The 14,460-nt window shown below is 69.6% G+C and carries 17 protein-coding genes; 16 read left to right on the top strand and 1 reads right to left on the bottom strand.

Going from position 1 to position 14,460, the window contains the following annotated elements:
• Together prfA and prmC are read left to right on the top strand one after the other, a co-directional pair.
• Positions 1–1,083, top strand: a complete 1,083-nt coding sequence (prfA, locus tag J7E22_RS12375) for a peptide chain release factor 1 (RefSeq protein ID WP_214982023.1) — start codon at positions 1–3, stop codon at positions 1,081–1,083.
• 2 nt (positions 1,084–1,085) lie between these two features.
• Entirely contained in the window at positions 1,086–1,973 is an 888-nt protein-coding gene (gene prmC, locus J7E22_RS12370; RefSeq protein WP_374193276.1) for a peptide chain release factor N(5)-glutamine methyltransferase, read from the top strand.
• A 31-nt stretch (positions 1,974–2,004) separates the two neighbouring features.
• Here prmC and J7E22_RS12365 read toward each other — a convergent pair whose 3' ends face one another.
• Complete coding sequence (locus tag J7E22_RS12365) at positions 2,005–2,670, bottom strand: HAD-IA family hydrolase (protein WP_214982022.1); 666 nt, start codon at positions 2,668–2,670, stop codon at positions 2,005–2,007.
• Positions 2,671–2,695: 25 nt separating this feature from the next.
• Here J7E22_RS12365 and J7E22_RS12360 point away from each other — a divergent pair, with 25 nt between their 5' ends.
• From J7E22_RS12360 to J7E22_RS12295, 14 genes are all read left to right on the top strand, one after another.
• Positions 2,696–3,370, top strand: a complete 675-nt coding sequence (locus J7E22_RS12360; RefSeq protein ID WP_214982021.1) for an L-threonylcarbamoyladenylate synthase — start codon at positions 2,696–2,698, stop codon at positions 3,368–3,370.
• A complete protein-coding gene (locus tag J7E22_RS12355; protein WP_214982020.1) occupies positions 3,367–4,593 on the top strand; it encodes an MraY family glycosyltransferase in 1,227 nt (408 codons plus the stop codon). Before J7E22_RS12360 ends, J7E22_RS12355 begins: the two co-directional genes overlap by 4 nt.
• A complete protein-coding gene (locus J7E22_RS12350) occupies positions 4,590–5,069 on the top strand; it encodes a hypothetical protein (RefSeq protein WP_214982019.1) in 480 nt (159 codons plus the stop codon). The genes J7E22_RS12355 and J7E22_RS12350 overlap by 4 nt, the downstream gene beginning before the upstream one ends.
• A gap of 179 nt (positions 5,070–5,248) precedes the next feature.
• Positions 5,249–6,034, top strand: a complete 786-nt coding sequence (gene atpB, locus J7E22_RS12345) for a F0F1 ATP synthase subunit A (protein ID WP_308159238.1) — start codon at positions 5,249–5,251, stop codon at positions 6,032–6,034.
• A gap of 66 nt (positions 6,035–6,100) precedes the next feature.
• Positions 6,101–6,337: an ATP synthase F0 subunit C gene (gene atpE, locus J7E22_RS12340; RefSeq protein ID WP_214982018.1), complete on the top strand. Its 237-nt coding sequence runs from the start codon at positions 6,101–6,103 to the stop codon at positions 6,335–6,337.
• Between the two features lie 9 nt (positions 6,338–6,346).
• A complete protein-coding gene (locus J7E22_RS12335; protein WP_214982017.1) occupies positions 6,347–6,901 on the top strand; it encodes a F0F1 ATP synthase subunit B in 555 nt (184 codons plus the stop codon).
• 2 nt (positions 6,902–6,903) lie between these two features.
• A complete protein-coding gene (locus J7E22_RS12330) occupies positions 6,904–7,698 on the top strand; it encodes a F0F1 ATP synthase subunit delta (RefSeq protein ID WP_214982016.1) in 795 nt (264 codons plus the stop codon).
• Positions 7,699–7,805: 107 nt separating this feature from the next.
• Positions 7,806–9,434, top strand: coding sequence for a F0F1 ATP synthase subunit alpha (gene atpA, locus J7E22_RS12325; RefSeq protein WP_214982015.1), 1,629 nt, complete (start codon positions 7,806–7,808; stop codon positions 9,432–9,434).
• Positions 9,435–10,337 (top strand): F0F1 ATP synthase subunit gamma, encoded by a 903-nt coding sequence (locus J7E22_RS12320; RefSeq protein WP_214982014.1) that lies wholly within the window; start codon positions 9,435–9,437, stop codon positions 10,335–10,337.
• Positions 10,338–10,384: 47 nt separating this feature from the next.
• Positions 10,385–11,839: a F0F1 ATP synthase subunit beta gene (gene atpD, locus J7E22_RS12315; protein ID WP_214982013.1), complete on the top strand. Its 1,455-nt coding sequence runs from the start codon at positions 10,385–10,387 to the stop codon at positions 11,837–11,839.
• Position 11,840: 1 nt separating this feature from the next.
• On the top strand, positions 11,841–12,104 hold the full coding sequence (locus J7E22_RS12310; RefSeq protein ID WP_110902146.1) for a F0F1 ATP synthase subunit epsilon: 264 nt from the start codon (positions 11,841–11,843) through the stop codon (positions 12,102–12,104).
• Complete coding sequence (locus tag J7E22_RS12305) at positions 12,101–12,871, top strand: peroxide stress protein YaaA (RefSeq protein WP_308159245.1); 771 nt, start codon at positions 12,101–12,103, stop codon at positions 12,869–12,871. Before J7E22_RS12310 ends, J7E22_RS12305 begins: the two co-directional genes overlap by 4 nt.
• 104 nt (positions 12,872–12,975) lie before the next feature.
• Entirely contained in the window at positions 12,976–13,533 is a 558-nt protein-coding gene (locus J7E22_RS12300; protein ID WP_214982012.1) for a hypothetical protein, read from the top strand.
• Between the two features lie 37 nt (positions 13,534–13,570).
• Positions 13,571–14,440: an FHA domain-containing protein gene (locus J7E22_RS12295; protein ID WP_214982011.1), complete on the top strand. Its 870-nt coding sequence runs from the start codon at positions 13,571–13,573 to the stop codon at positions 14,438–14,440.
• Positions 14,441–14,460: the final 20 nt, after the last annotated feature.

The following is a 14,460-nucleotide window of genomic DNA, read 5'->3' as shown; positions in this document are numbered from 1 at the left end:
GTGTTCGAGTCGGTGGCAGGGCTGCTGGCGGAACACGAGGACCTGACGCACCAGCTGTCGGACCCCGCGCTCCACGCCGATGCAGCCCGGGCCAAGAAGGTGAACCGGCGGTACGCCGAGCTCAACAGGATCCGTGCGGCGTACGACGCCTGGACGGCGGCGGGGGACGACCTCGCCGCCGCCCGGGAACTCGCGCGCGACGACGAGGCCTTCGCGGCCGAGGTCCCGTCGCTCGAGGAGCAGTTGGCAGAGCGCCAGGAGCGCCTCCGCCGACTGCTCATCCCGCGTGACCCCGACGACGGCCGTGACGTCATCATGGAGATCAAGGGCGGCGAGGGCGGCGAGGAATCGGCGCTGTTCGCGGCCGACCTCCTGCGCATGTACTCGCACTACGCCGAGACGAAGGGCTGGAAGGTCGAACTCCTCGAACGCACCGAGTCCGACCTCGGTGGGTTCAAGGACGTCCAGGTCGCGATCAAGTCGAACGCGACCGACCCGTCCCAGGGCGTGTGGGCGCACCTCAAGTACGAGGGCGGGGTGCACCGCGTGCAGCGGGTGCCGGCGACCGAGTCGCAGGGGCGGATCCACACGTCGACCACCGGGGTGCTCGTGTTCCCCGAGGTCGACGAGCCCGAAGAGGTCCAAATCAACCAGAACGACCTGAAGATCGACGTGTACCGGTCCTCCGGCCCCGGCGGACAGTCCGTCAACACGACGGACTCCGCGGTCCGCATCACCCACCTGCCCACGGGCATCACGGTGGCGATGCAGAACGAGAAGTCCCAGCTGCAGAACCGTGAGGCCGGCATGCGTGTCCTGCGCGCCCGCATCCTCGCCCGGCAGCAGGAGGAACTCGACGCCATCGCCTCGGACGCGCGCAAGTCGCAGATCCGTGGCATGGACCGTTCGGAGCGCATCCGCACGTACAACTTCCCGGAGAACCGCATCGCGGACCACCGCACCGGGTACAAGGCGTACGACCTGGACCGCGTGATGAACGGGGCACTCGAGCCCGTCATCCAGTCCGCCATCCAGGCGGACGAAGAGGCACGGCTGGCCGCCATCGGCGACCAGGACGCCTGATCCTGGAGGCACGGCCCCTGTCCGACACACCCGTCACGTTCGCCGCGGATCGCCTCCTCACCGAGGCGGCCGCGGCGCTCGGCGCTGCCGGGGTCGTCGGCCCGCAGGTCGACGCCGAGCTGCTGCTCGCGTGGGCGACGGACACCTCGCGCGGCGCGGTGCAGGCGCGGGCCCTCACGGGCGGGGCGATCGCCGCGGAGCACGTCGAGCGCTTCCGGCACGCCGTCGCCCGACGCGTGACCCGGGAACCGCTGCAGCACATCACGGGTGAGGCGTACTTCCGCGCGCTGACCCTGGCGGTCGGACCGGGCGTGTTCGTCCCGCGTCCGGAGACCGAGGGCGTCGTGCAGTTCGGCATCGACGCCCTGCGGGCGACCGCGGTGCCGGAGCCCATCGCGGTGGACCTCGGTTCGGGCAGCGGTGCGATCGCCATCGCCATGGACACCGAGGTGCCGAACGCCCTCGTCTACGCCGTGGAGCGCTCACCCGAGGCCCTGCCGTGGACCCGGCGGAACGTCGACGCCCACGGCGGCACGGTCCGGCTCGTCGAGGGCGACCTCACGGATGCCCTGCCGGAACTCGACGGCACGGTGTCGGTCGTCGTGTCGAACCCGCCGTACGTGCCCGACGACGCCGTCCCGATCGATCCCGAGGTCCGCGACCACGACCCGGCGATGGCGCTCTACGGCGGCCCCGACGGGCTCGACGCGGTCCGGGCGTTGGCCGAGACTGCCTGGAGGCTCCTGGTCCCCGGAGGGCTCCTGGTCGTCGAGCACGCCGAACCGCAGGGCGTCGGTGTCCGCGACGTGCTCGCACGGCGGGGGTTCCGGTCGCCGGAGACGCACGTGGACCTCACCGGGCGCGACCGCACGACCACCGCGACCCGCTGAGGCGGGCGCGAGCCGCGCCTCCCCTCCGCTGCTACCCGACCAGCGAGGCCAGCTGTTCCTGTTCGGCGACGAACGCCCGGACGGCCTGCCGCAGGTCCGTGTCCTCCTCGACGAGCACGGCGTGGATGCCCACACTGCGGGCGCTCTCGACGTTGACCGGCATGTCGTCGGCGAAGAAGGTGCGTTCGGCCGGCACCCCGTGGTGCGCGAGTGCCCGCCGGTAGACCTCGGGGTCCGGCTTCCGCGCCCCGAAGTTGCTCGTGGTGTCCAGGTGGTCACCGAAGACCTCCGGCAGGGACGGCGCCCAGTGCCGGATCCAGCGGCCGGCGAGCGGGCCGTTGTTCGTCAGCAACCCGACGCGGCCGTGGGCGCTCGCGATCCGGACGGCGTCGATCCGGTCGGGCAGCTCGGTCATCGCCGCCCCGCGGAACCGCGCCCAGTCGGTCTCCCGGACCTCGCACCCCATGGCCTCCTCGAAGGCGGCCAGGTACGCGTCTCCGTCGGCGAAGTGTCCGGCTTCGGCACGCTCCTCGTTCCCGCAGTCCCACCAGCGACGGCGGAGCTCCGCGAACTCGTGCCCGGTGTACTCGGACAGGGCGGCCATGCGCACCCGCCAGTCGTACCGGACCAGGACCTCGTCCATGTCGAAGAGGAACAGGAGGCGGGGCGCAGGGGTCTCGTTCACGATGTCACCCATTGTCGCGCACTATCATCGTCGAGTCATGGCATCCCGATACGACTGCACCGACTCCGACGGGCTCCTGACCGGGATGCGGCTCGCGCGCGCCGCACTCGGACGCGGAGAGCTCGTCGTCGTCCCCACCGACACCGTCTACGGCCTCGCCGCGGACGCCTTCAGCGCGACCGCCGTGCAGCGGTTGCTCGACGCGAAGGGGCGGACCCGGCAGTCGCCCCCGCCGGTGCTCATCCCGGGCCCGCCAACGCTCGAGGCGCTCGCGAGCGACATCCCGCAGCAGGTGCGCGACCTCGTCGACGAGTTCTGGCCCGGCGGCCTGACCGTGATCCTGCGGGCCCAGCCGTCCCTGGACTGGGACCTCGGCGAGACGCGGGGCACCGTCGCCCTCCGCATGCCGGACTCGCGCATCGCGCTGGAACTCCTGCAGGAGGTGGGCCCGCTCGCGGTGTCCTCCGCGAACTCCACGGGTGACCCGGCCGCGATGGACGTCGACCAGGCGGAGGCGATGCTCGGTGACAGCGTCACCGTGTACCTCGACGGCGGCCCGCTCCCCGCGCACGAGGGCTTCGCCGCCTCCACCGGCTCGACGATCGTGGACGCCACCGGACTCTCGACGGGTGGCAAGCTCACCATCGTCCGGCACGGTGTCATCCCCGACGAGGACATCGTCCGGGTCGTCGGAGCCGACCTCGTCGGATGAAGTACTACCTGCTCGCGGGGGCGATCAGCGCGGTCGTGAGCTTCTGCTTCAGCTGGATCCTGTGGAAGGCCGGCCTGAGGTACGGCTGGTACCCGAAGGTCCGCGAGCGCGACGTGCACCGGCGTCCGACGCCGCGGCTCGGAGGCATCGCGATGTACCTCGGCATCATCGCGTCGCTCCTCGCGGCCTGGTTCCTCTTCCCGTCCATCGCGGGGACCGACTACTTCCGCCTGGTGTTCGCCGAGCCGGGTCGCGTGCTCGCGGTCCTGGGCGGGGCGACGATCATCGTCGTGATCGGCGTGGCCGACGACATCTGGGACCTGGACTGGATGACGAAGCTCGCCGGGCAGATCATCGCCGCGGGCATCCTGGCGTGGCAGGGCGTGGCGATCGTCTCGCTGCCGATCGGCAACACGCTCGGCGTCGGCTCGTCCTACATGAGCCTGATCTTCACCGTGCTCGCGGTGGTCCTGGTGATGAACGCGGTGAACTTCATCGACGGACTCGACGGCCTGGTCGCCGGGGTCGCGATCATCGCTGGCGGGGTCTTCTTCCTGTACACGTTCTTCATCAACCGCGTGGTCGTGCAGACGGAGTTCTTCTTCAACCTGCCCTCGCTCCTGACGGCCGTGCTCGTCGGGGCCTGCTTCGGGTTCCTGATCCTCAACTGGCACCCGGCGAAGCTGTTCATGGGCGACGCCGGTGCGCTGCTGGTCGGCTTCCTGATGGCCACCAGCGCGGTGTCGGTCACGGGCAACATCGACCCCGCTGCCGTGCAGACCCGGCAGGCGCTGCTGCCGGCGTTCATCCCGATCCTGCTGCCGTTCGCGATCCTGATCGTGCCGATCCTCGACTTCGGTCTCGCCGTCACGCGGCGTCTGAGCGCCGGGAAGTCGCCGTTCTCCGCCGACCGGAAGCACCTGCACCACCGGCTCCTCGACATGGGGCACTCGCACTTCCACGCCGTGCTGATCTTCTACGCCTGGACGGCCACCGTCGCGATCGGCTGTCTGCTCTTCCTGTTCGTCGACTGGTACTGGGTCGTCGCCTTCGTCGCCGTCGGGTTCACGATCTGCGCCGTGACGACCTTCGCCCCGCTCGGGCGCAAGCGCGCCGAGATCGCCGCCCAGACCGCGAACCGTTCCGCCGCCGTGGTGGACGCCGGCCTGGACCCGCTCGACCGGGCCGCCAACGACCGCACCATCTCTGGAGACACCACGTGACCGCACCGAACGCCCTCGACCACGTCCGTCCGGTGTTCCGCCGGATCCTCGTCTGGGCGGCTCTGCTCGCGGTCGGACTCGCCGTGGTCGGGGGAGTCGTCGGGCTCCTCGTCGCCGGCACACCGGGGCTCGCCGGTGGCCTGCTCGGAGCGGTCCTCAGCGTCGTGTTCCTCGGCCTGACGGCGCTCTCGGTGCTCGTCGCACTCCGGGCGTCGGGCGGGCAGATGCTGTCGGGTGCGTTCTTCGGGATCGTGATGGGCACGTGGGTGCTCAAGTTCATCCTGTTCATCGTCGTGCTCGTGCTGCTCCGCAACCGCGAGTGGGTCGACTTCCCGGTGCTCGCGATCGTGATCATCGTCGGTGTCGTCGGTTCGCTGGTGATCGACGTGGTGGCCGTGGCGAAGGCGCGCGTGCCGATCGGGGTCCGGTTGCCGGGCGACGACCGGGTGTCCGGGGACGACCGCCCCGCCGACTGAGAACCCGAGAAGGCTCTCGCACCTGATAGGCTTCTCGGAGTCCGCGGCCGGAGCACAGCTCGCAGCGGACGAGCCTCCACAACGTCCACCATCGCGTGCCATGCGGGCGCGCGCCGACACAGGAGACAGCGCTGCTATCCCACGCTCTTCCCCTGTCCCTCGCCGCCGCGGGTAACTCCGTGGCTGCGGGGAGCAGCAAGGCCGCCGAGTTCCATGGTCCGTCGATCAACGAGTTCTTCCCGGGTGCGATCTTCTTCGCCGGGACGCCGTTCGAGATCGATCGTGTCGTCATCATCCGCTTCATCGCGGTCTTCGTCCTCATGATCTTCGCGTTCGCGGGGACCCGGGCGCTGAAGCTCGTCCCGAACCGCGGGCAGGCGTTCGTCGAGTACGCGTTCGACGTCGTCCGTCGCAACACGTTCGACAACCTGGGGGAGAAGGACGGCAAGCGGTTCCTGCCGCTGCTGGCCTCGATCTTCTTCGGCGTGCTCTTCATGAACCTCACGGGCCTCATCCCGGGCATGAACCTCGCCGGCACGAGCCGCATCGCGATGCCGCTCGTCCTCGCGGTGATCGCGTACGTCGCCTTCATCTACGCGGGACTGCGGAAGCACCCGGGCACGTTCCTCCGGAACGCGCTCTTCCCGCCCGGTGTGCCGTGGCCGCTCTACATCATCGTGACGCCGATCGAGCTCGTCTCGACGTTCGTCCTCCGTCCGGTCACCCTGACGCTGCGACTCCTGATGAACATGGTCGTCGGGCACCTGCTGCTCGTCCTGTTCTTCTCGGCCACGCAGTTCTTCCTCTTCGACGCATCGTTCGGCTTCAAGGCCTTCGGCGTCGGGACCCTCGCCTTCGGAATCGCGTTCAGCTTCTTCGAGATCCTGGTCGGGCTGCTGCAGGCGTACGTCTTCATGCTGCTGACCGCTGTGTACATCCAGCTCGCGCTGGCTGACGAGCACTGACCACCGACCGGTACTGACCCCCATTACGGCACGGCATCCGCCGGGCCGCATCTGAAAGGAAAACACGTGGACGCAACGACCGTTCTCGCGGCAATCAACGGCAACATCGCGACGGTGGGCTACGGCCTCGCCGCGATCGGCCCGGCCATCGGCGTGGGCATCGTCGTCGGCAAGACGATCGAGTCCGTCGCTCGCCAGCCGGAGCTCCAGGGCCGTCTGACGACGCTCATGTACATCGGTATCGCCTTCACCGAGGCTCTCGCCTTCATCGGTATCGCGACGTACTTCATCTTCACCAAGTAAGGCCTCTTGATGCAGAACGCACTCATCATCGCGGCGGAGGCAACGCCCAATCCGCTGATCCCGCCGGTGTACGACATCGTGTGGTCCGCGGTGGCCTTCGTCCTCATCTTCCTGGTGTTCTGGCGTGTCGTCACGCCGCGCATCACGAAGATGCTCGATGAGCGCACCGAGGCCATCGAAGGTGGCATCAAGAAGGCCGAGGCTGCTCAGGAGCAGGCCGCGGCTGCGCTCGACGAGTACAACAAGCAGCTCGCCGAGGCCCGCACCGAAGCCTCGCGCATCCGGGAGCAGGCCCGTGCCGACGCGACCGCGATCGGCAACGAGGTCCGTGAGCAGGCGCAGGCCGATGCAGCGCGCATCACCGCCAACGCCCAGGCGCAGATCGAGGCCGAGCGCCAGAGCGCGCTCCAGTCGCTCCGTGCCGAGGTCGGCACGCTCGCACTCGACCTCGCGTCCGGCGTGATCGGGGAGTCCCTCAAGGACGACGCCAAGTCGACCGCCGTCGTGGACCGCTTCCTGGCGGACCTCGAAGCATCGCAGGCATCGTCGGCGGGGGAGCACTGAGCATGCGCAGCGCGACCAGAGAAGCACTGACGTCCACCAGGGCGGTGCTGGCCGACCTCGGTGCCAGCGCTGACCTGGCCGTCGGTGCCGAGATCCTCGCCGCAGGGCGTGCGATCGCCGGTGCGCCGCAGCTGCTCGGGCTGCTCTCCGACCCGACGGCGGACGCCGTCGGCAAGAAGGTCCTGATCGACCGCGTGTTCGGCGCACAGTCGGAAGCGACCCGTGCGGTCCTCGTCGCGGTGGCCGGTTCGCGCTGGTCCTCGCAAGGCGACCTGCTCGCCGGCATCGAGGACGCGGGCATCCGCGCCGTCGCCGCCACCACGGGTCCGGACAGCCCGATCGAGGCGGAGCTCTTCGCCTTCGAGACGGCGGTCCGCTCGGACGCGAACCTCGAGCTCGCGCTCGGCACGAAGCTCGGCAGCCCGTCGGAGAAGGGCGCGCTCGTCGAGCGGCTGCTCGGCTCCAAGGCGTCGCAGCAGACCGTGACGATCGTCTCGTCGCTCGTGCAGCAGCCGCGTGGTCGTCGGATCGGCGAACTCGTCCGGGAAGCCTCGCGCATCGTGGCCGACCAGGCGGGGAAGCTCGTCGCGACGGTCGTCACGGCGAGCCCGCTCTCCGTCGGCCAGGAAGCCCGGGTCGCCCGGGGCCTCGCCGAGCGCTACGGCAAGGACATCAGCATCAACCACGTGGTCGACCCGCAGGTCGTCGGCGGGGTCCGGGTGCAGATCGGCGGCGACGTCATCGACGGCACCGTTGCCACGCGTCTCGCGGAGCTCCGGCTCCAGCTCGCCGGCTGAGCGTACGTTCGAAGCCGACACACCCAAGTCCACAACGGGATCTGCCGAGTCAGGCAGCATCACCCTCTCGGAGCCGCAGGGCCCCGGAATCAAGCAAGGAAAATCCCATGGCAGACATCACCATCAGCCCCGATGAGATCCGTGATGCCCTGAAGGACTTCGTCTCGAACTACGAGCCGACGAAGGCCTCCACGGCCGAGGTCGGGCACGTCACCGACGCCGGTGACGGCATCGCCCACGTCGAAGGTCTTCCCGGCGTCATGGCCAACGAGCTCATCCGCTTCGCGGACGGCACGCTCGGCCTGGCCCAGAACCTCGACGAAGACCAGATCGGCGCCATCGTCCTCGGCGAGTTCGCCGGTGTCGAAGAAGGCCAGGAAGTCACCCGCACCGGCGAGGTCCTCTCGGTCCCCGTCGGCGACGCCTTCCTCGGTCGCGTCGTCGACCCGCTCGGCGTCCCGATCGACGGTCTCGGCGAGATCGCTTCGGAAGGGCGCCGTGCCCTCGAGCTCCAGGCTCCCGGCGTCATGGCGCGCAAGTCGGTCCACGAGCCGCTGCAGACCGGCATCAAGGCCATCGACGCGATGATCCCGATCGGCCGCGGCCAGCGTCAGCTGATCATCGGTGACCGCCAGACAGGCAAGACGGCGATCGCGATCGACACGATCATCAACCAGAAGGCCAACTGGGACTCCGGCGACGAGAACAAGCAGGTCCGCTGCATCTACGTCGCCATCGGTCAGAAGGGCTCCACGATCGCCTCCGTCCGTGGTGCGCTCGAGGACGCCGGTGCGATGGAGTACACGACGATCGTCGCGGCTCCCGCCTCGGACCCGGCCGGCTTCAAGTACCTCGCCCCGTACACCGGTTCGGCCATCGGCCAGCACTGGATGTACCAGGGCAAGCACGTCCTCATCGTCTTCGATGACCTGTCGAAGCAGGCCGAGGCCTACCGTGCGGTGTCGCTCCTCCTGCGTCGTCCGCCGGGGCGCGAGGCCTACCCGGGCGACGTCTTCTACCTGCACTCCCGTCTGCTGGAGCGTTGCGCGAAGCTGAACGACGAGCTCGGCGCCGGATCGATGACGGGCCTCCCGATCATCGAGACCAAGGCGAACGACGTCTCGGCGTACATCCCGACCAACGTGATCTCGATCACCGACGGCCAGATCTTCCTGCAGTCGGACCTGTTCAACGCGAACCAGCGCCCCGCGGTCGACGTCGGCATCTCGGTGTCCCGCGTCGGCGGTGACGCGCAGGTCAAGTCGATCAAGAAGGTCTCCGGCACGCTGAAGCTCGAGCTCGCGCAGTACCGCTCGCTCGAGGCGTTCGCGATGTTCGCGTCCGACCTCGACCAGGCGTCGCGCCGGCAGCTCGAGCGCGGTGCCCGCCTGACCGAGCTCCTCAAGCAGCCGCAGTACTCGCCGTACCCCGTCGAGGAGCAGGTCGTCTCGATCTGGGCCGGCACGAACGGCAAGCTGGACGAGGTCCCCGTGGCCGACGTGCTGCGCTTCGAGGGCGAGCTCCTCGAGCACCTCCGTCGCAACTCCGAGGTCCTGAACACGCTGCGTGAGACGAACCAGCTCAGCGACGAGACCGTCGCCGAGATGTCGAAGCAGATCGACGAGTTCAAGAAGGGCTTCCAGACGAGCGACGGCAAGACGCTCGGTTCGGAGCAGTTCGAGTCCGCGTCCGCCGAGGACGTCGACCAGGAGCAGATCGTCAAGGGTCGTCGCTAGATGGCAGCACAGGTCCGGGTCTACCGGCAGCGAATCAAGTCCGCGAAGACCACCAAGAAGGTCACACGCGCGATGGAGCTGATCTCGGCGTCGCGGATCCAGAAGGCGCAGGCCCGCATGGCTGCGTCGGGTCCGTACTCGCGTGCGGTGACGCGTGCGGTGTCGGCCGTGGCGACGTTCTCGAACGTCGACCACGTGCTGACCACCGAGCCGGAGTCGTCGACCCGTGCGGCCGTCGTCCTGTTCACCTCGGACCGCGGACTGAACGGTGCGTTCTCCACGAACGTCCTCAAGCAGGGCGAGGAGCTCGCCTCCCTGCTCCGCAGCGAGGGCAAGGACGTCGTGTACTACCTGGTCGGACGCAAGTCCGTCGGGTACTTCGCCTTCCGTGAGCGCGACTCGGAACGCCAGTGGGTCGGGAACACCGACCAGCCGGAGTTCTCCACCGCCAAGGAGATCGGCGACGCCGTCGTGGCGAAGTTCCTCCAGGACACGGCCGAGGGCGGCGTGGACGAGATCCACATCGTCTTCAACCGCTTCCTGAGCATGGCCACGCAGGAGCCGCAGGTCGTCCGCCTGCTGCCCCTCGAGGTCGTCGAGGGCGTCGATGCGCCGTCGAACGACGAGCCGTTGCCGCTGTACGAGTTCGAGCCGGACGCCGATGCGGTGCTCGACTCGCTGCTCCCGGTGTACATCGAGAGCCGCATCTTCAACGCCATGCTCCAGTCGGCTGCTTCCGAGCACGCCGCACGGCAGAAGGCGATGAAGGCGGCGAGCGACAACGCCGACACGCTCATCCGCGACTTCACGCGACTCGCGAACAACGCTCGACAGGCCGAGATCACCCAGCAGATCTCCGAGATCGTCGGCGGCGCCGACGCCCTCTCGTCGAAGAAGAAGTAGTCGTCCGCGAAGCCCGCGGACACAACCCCCTCAGGAAGGCACCAGCCATGACCGACACCGCCATCACCGCGGTCGAGACGTCGTCGGCGCCCGGTGTCGGCCGGATCGCCCGTGTCACGGGCCCCGTGGTCGACATCGAGTTCCCGCACGACGCCATCCCCGAGATGTACAACCTCCTGTTCACGACGATCACCATCGGTGACTCGTCGCAGGAGATCGGTCTCGAGGTCGCGCAGCACCTCGGCGACGACCTCGTCCGCGCCATCTCCCTCAAGCCGACCGACGGTCTGGTCCGTGGCCAGGAGGTCCGTGACTCGGGCGCTCCGATCTCGGTCCCCGTCGGTGACGTCACCAAGGGCAAGGTCTTCGACGTGCTGGGGAACATCCTCAACACCGACGAGAAGGTGGAGATCACCGAGCGCTGGCCGATCCACCGCAAGGCCCCGGCCTTCGACCAGCTCGAGTCGAAGACCACCATGTTCGAGACCGGCATCAAGTCGATCGACCTCCTGACGCCGTACGTGCAGGGTGGCAAGATCGGCCTCTTCGGTGGAGCGGGCGTCGGCAAGACCGTCCTCATCCAGGAGATGATCCAGCGCGTCGCGCAGGACCACGGTGGTGTCTCGGTGTTCGCCGGTGTCGGCGAGCGCACCCGTGAGGGCAACGACCTCATCGGTGAGATGGAAGAGGCAGGGGTCTTCGACAAGACGGCCCTCGTGTTCGGCCAGATGGACGAGCCGCCGGGGACGCGCCTCCGGGTCGCCCTGTCGGCGCTGACGATGGCGGAGTACTTCCGCGACGTCCAGAAGCAGGACGTGCTCCTCTTCATCGACAACATCTTCCGCTTCACGCAGGCCGGTTCCGAGGTCTCGACGCTCCTCGGCCGCATGCCGTCCGCCGTGGGGTACCAGCCGAACCTCGCCGACGAGATGGGTGTGCTCCAGGAGCGCATCACCTCGACGCGTGGCCACTCGATCACCTCTCTGCAGGCGATCTACGTGCCGGCTGACGACTACACCGACCCGGCGCCGGCGACCACGTTCGCGCACCTCGACGCCACGACCGAGCTCTCCCGTGAGATCGCGTCACAGGGCCTCTACCCGGCCATCGACCCGCTGACCTCCACGTCGCGGATCATGGACCCCCGGTACCTGGGCGCCGACCACTACGAGACCGCGACGCGCGTCAAGCAGATCCTCCAGAAGAACAAGGAACTGCAGGAGATCATCGCCATCCTCGGTGTCGACGAGCTCTCCGAAGAGGACAAGATCACGGTCGAGCGCGCTCGTCGGATCCAGCAGTTCCTCTCGCAGAACACCTACATGGCCAAGAAGTTCACGGGCGTCGAGGGCTCCACGGTGCCGCTGAAGGACACGATCGAGTCCTTCCGCGCGATCGCCGACGGTGAGTTCGACCACGTGGCCACGCAGGCCTTCTTCAACGTCGGTGGCATCAACGACGTCGAAGAGAAGTGGGCACAGATCCAGAAGGAGAACCGCTGACATGGCGGGTCTCACCGTGAGTGTCGTCTCGGCTGACCGCGAGGTCTGGTCGGGCGACACCACCATGGTCGTCGCACGCACGACGGAGGGCCAGATCGGCATCCTGGCAGGGCACGAGCCGATGCTCGCGATCCTCGCCCAGGGTCAGGTCCGCATCACGCGGGCCGACGGCTCGACCGTCGCGGTCGACGCGGAGGACGGCTTCCTCTCCGTCGAGCACGACACGGTCACGATCGTGGCGCGGCAGGCCGCGCTTGCCTCCTGACCGGACTGACCGTCCTCCTCCCGCCGTCCGAGACGAAGCGGGAGGGCGGGGACCCGGAGCGCACGCTCGATCTGCGAGCGCTCTCCTTCCCGGAACTGGCTGCTGAACGGGCCGCGGTGATCACCGCGGCCCGTTCCGTCAGTTCCGAGGAGTCCTCTGCCAGGGCGGCGCTGAAGCTCGGCCCGAAGTCGATCGCGGAACGCCTCCGGAACCTCGAGCTCGACACGTCGGGCACTATGGCCGCGATCGACCGCTACACCGGCGTGCTGTACGACCCGCTCGACGCGCAACAGGCGGACGACGGGACGCGTTCGTGGTGGTTCGGCCACGTGATCGTGCAGTCGGCGATGTTCGGGCCGATCGGTGCCGGTGACCCGATCCCGGCGTACCGGCTCTCGCACGACTCGCGCCTGGGTACCGTGCGCCTCGGCTCGCATTGGCCAGGCCCCGCTGCGCGGGCGCTCGCGTCCCTGCCGGAGGGACTCGTGCTCGATCTCCGATCAGAGGGGTACCGGCAACTCGGTCCGGTCACGGGTGCCATCGCGCCTCGCGTCGTGAGCGTCGACGGCTCCGGCCGGCGGAAGGCGCTCAACCACTGGAACAAGACGGCGAAGGGGCGACTCGTGGCGCTCCTCGGGCGGACGTCCGCGAGCGTCGAGTCGATGGACGAGCTCGTCGACTGGGCCGCTGCGAACGGCGTCGTGTTCGAACGCGCGGACGGCGGGTGGGACCTCGTGGCCGAGAGCCTGGAGCCGCTCGCGGTCTGACCGGCTCACGTCGGCTCCTCCACAGGTCCCCGGCGGGCGCCCGCTGTGCACAGATCCACCGGCAGGTCCGGTCTGGAGGCGCGGCACCGGCTTCGATGGCGTGCATGATCCCCCTCACGACACGATCCGTCCCGGATGCAGCAGTCCGTTTCCCTCGCGAGATCGCGGCCGCCGTCACCCTCCCCGCCGCGTGTGCGGCGCTGGTCGCCGCCGACCCGGCAGCGCTGCGGCCGGCCGCCGCCATCGCCGTGCTCACCGCGTCCGCCGCGCTCGCGACCCGGCTTGCCATCGTGGAGTTCTTGGCCGCGCCCGGGTCACCCGATCCGCGCGCGGTCCGGAGCTTCGACCCGTTCTCCGACCCGATGCCGGCCGGACTCCAGGGTGTCGGGCCGGAACCCGACCGCGATCGCCTGCGGCGCGCGGGCGAGCGAGCGACGGCCGCTTGGCAGTTCTGGCGCACCGACGACCCCGCGCCCGACACCACGGTCGGTGCTGCCGGCGCACTGTCGATCGGCGCGTGGTGTGCGTGGGCGCTCGGCTCCAGCGCTCGGGCGGAGACGAGGGCCCGGTACGCGCTCGAGACACGCGCGGACGATCCGCTCGCGGGGCTCGTGCTCCGTTCCGTGCTCGCGCGCAGCGCTCCGACGTGGGAGCGGCGGTGACCCCTGGCGGAGCCGATCGTCTACGGTGGTCTCGATCATGCAAGGGAGGGGATCGGTGCGGGACGACAGCAACGGCGACGACGGCGACGGCGACGACACCGTCATCCGTCGTGCCCGACCCCGCTCGGCCGGTGCGCTCGGTGCTGACCCGGCCGCGCCGCTCGGTGCTGACCCGGCCGCCACGCTCGACGACGACCCGTTCGGTGACACCGTCATCCGTCCGCCCAGTCGCCCGTCGAGCCAGCCGGACGACGGGCCGGACGGCGACACGGTCCTCCGCCCTCGGCCGCGCGCGGACGCCGGCGGCCCCGCCGCCGATGCCGTCGGCGTGGCCGACTCGGTCGGTTCAGTCGGCTCGGTCGGCTCGGTCGACGACACGGTGGTCCGTGCGCCCCGCCGTCCCGCGTCGTCGGTGGCGGACATCGCGGACGTGCCCCCGGGCCTCCCGACCGCCGTCCGGCAGCGGATCCCCTCCATCCGGGTGGGGGACCGCGTTCTGCGGCTGGACCGGCCGGTCGTCGTCGGACGCCGACCGTCCGCCCCGCGGATCGCGACGGGCGACGGGACGGAGCTCGTGACGGTGCCCTCGCGCTCCGGACAGGTCTCCTCGTCGCACGTGCGCCTGCACGCCTCCGGCGAGGCCGCGGTGGTCGAGGACCTGCGGTCCACCAACGGCACGGTCGTCCGCCCGGCGGCCGGTGCCCCGTGGCGGATGCCCTCCGGTGCGTCGATCGTGGCCCTGACGGGTACGGTGGTCGAGATCGGGGATGGCAACGTCATCGAGATCCTGTCGCCGCACCTCCGGGTCGCAGCGGACGGGAACGGTCTCCCACCGTTCCCCGCCCCGGGGAACCAGGTGCCCGTCGTCCCGACGGACCACCCGTCGGCCCCACCCGAGACGCGCTGACCACTCCGGTCCGCCACCGA

The organism is Curtobacterium sp. ISL-83 (assembly GCF_018613895.1).
In the GTDB taxonomy this organism is placed as follows: domain Bacteria; phylum Actinomycetota; class Actinomycetes; order Actinomycetales; family Microbacteriaceae; genus Curtobacterium.
Note: the sequence above shows the minus strand (reverse complement) of the source record. Positions and strands in the feature narration are given on the sequence as shown.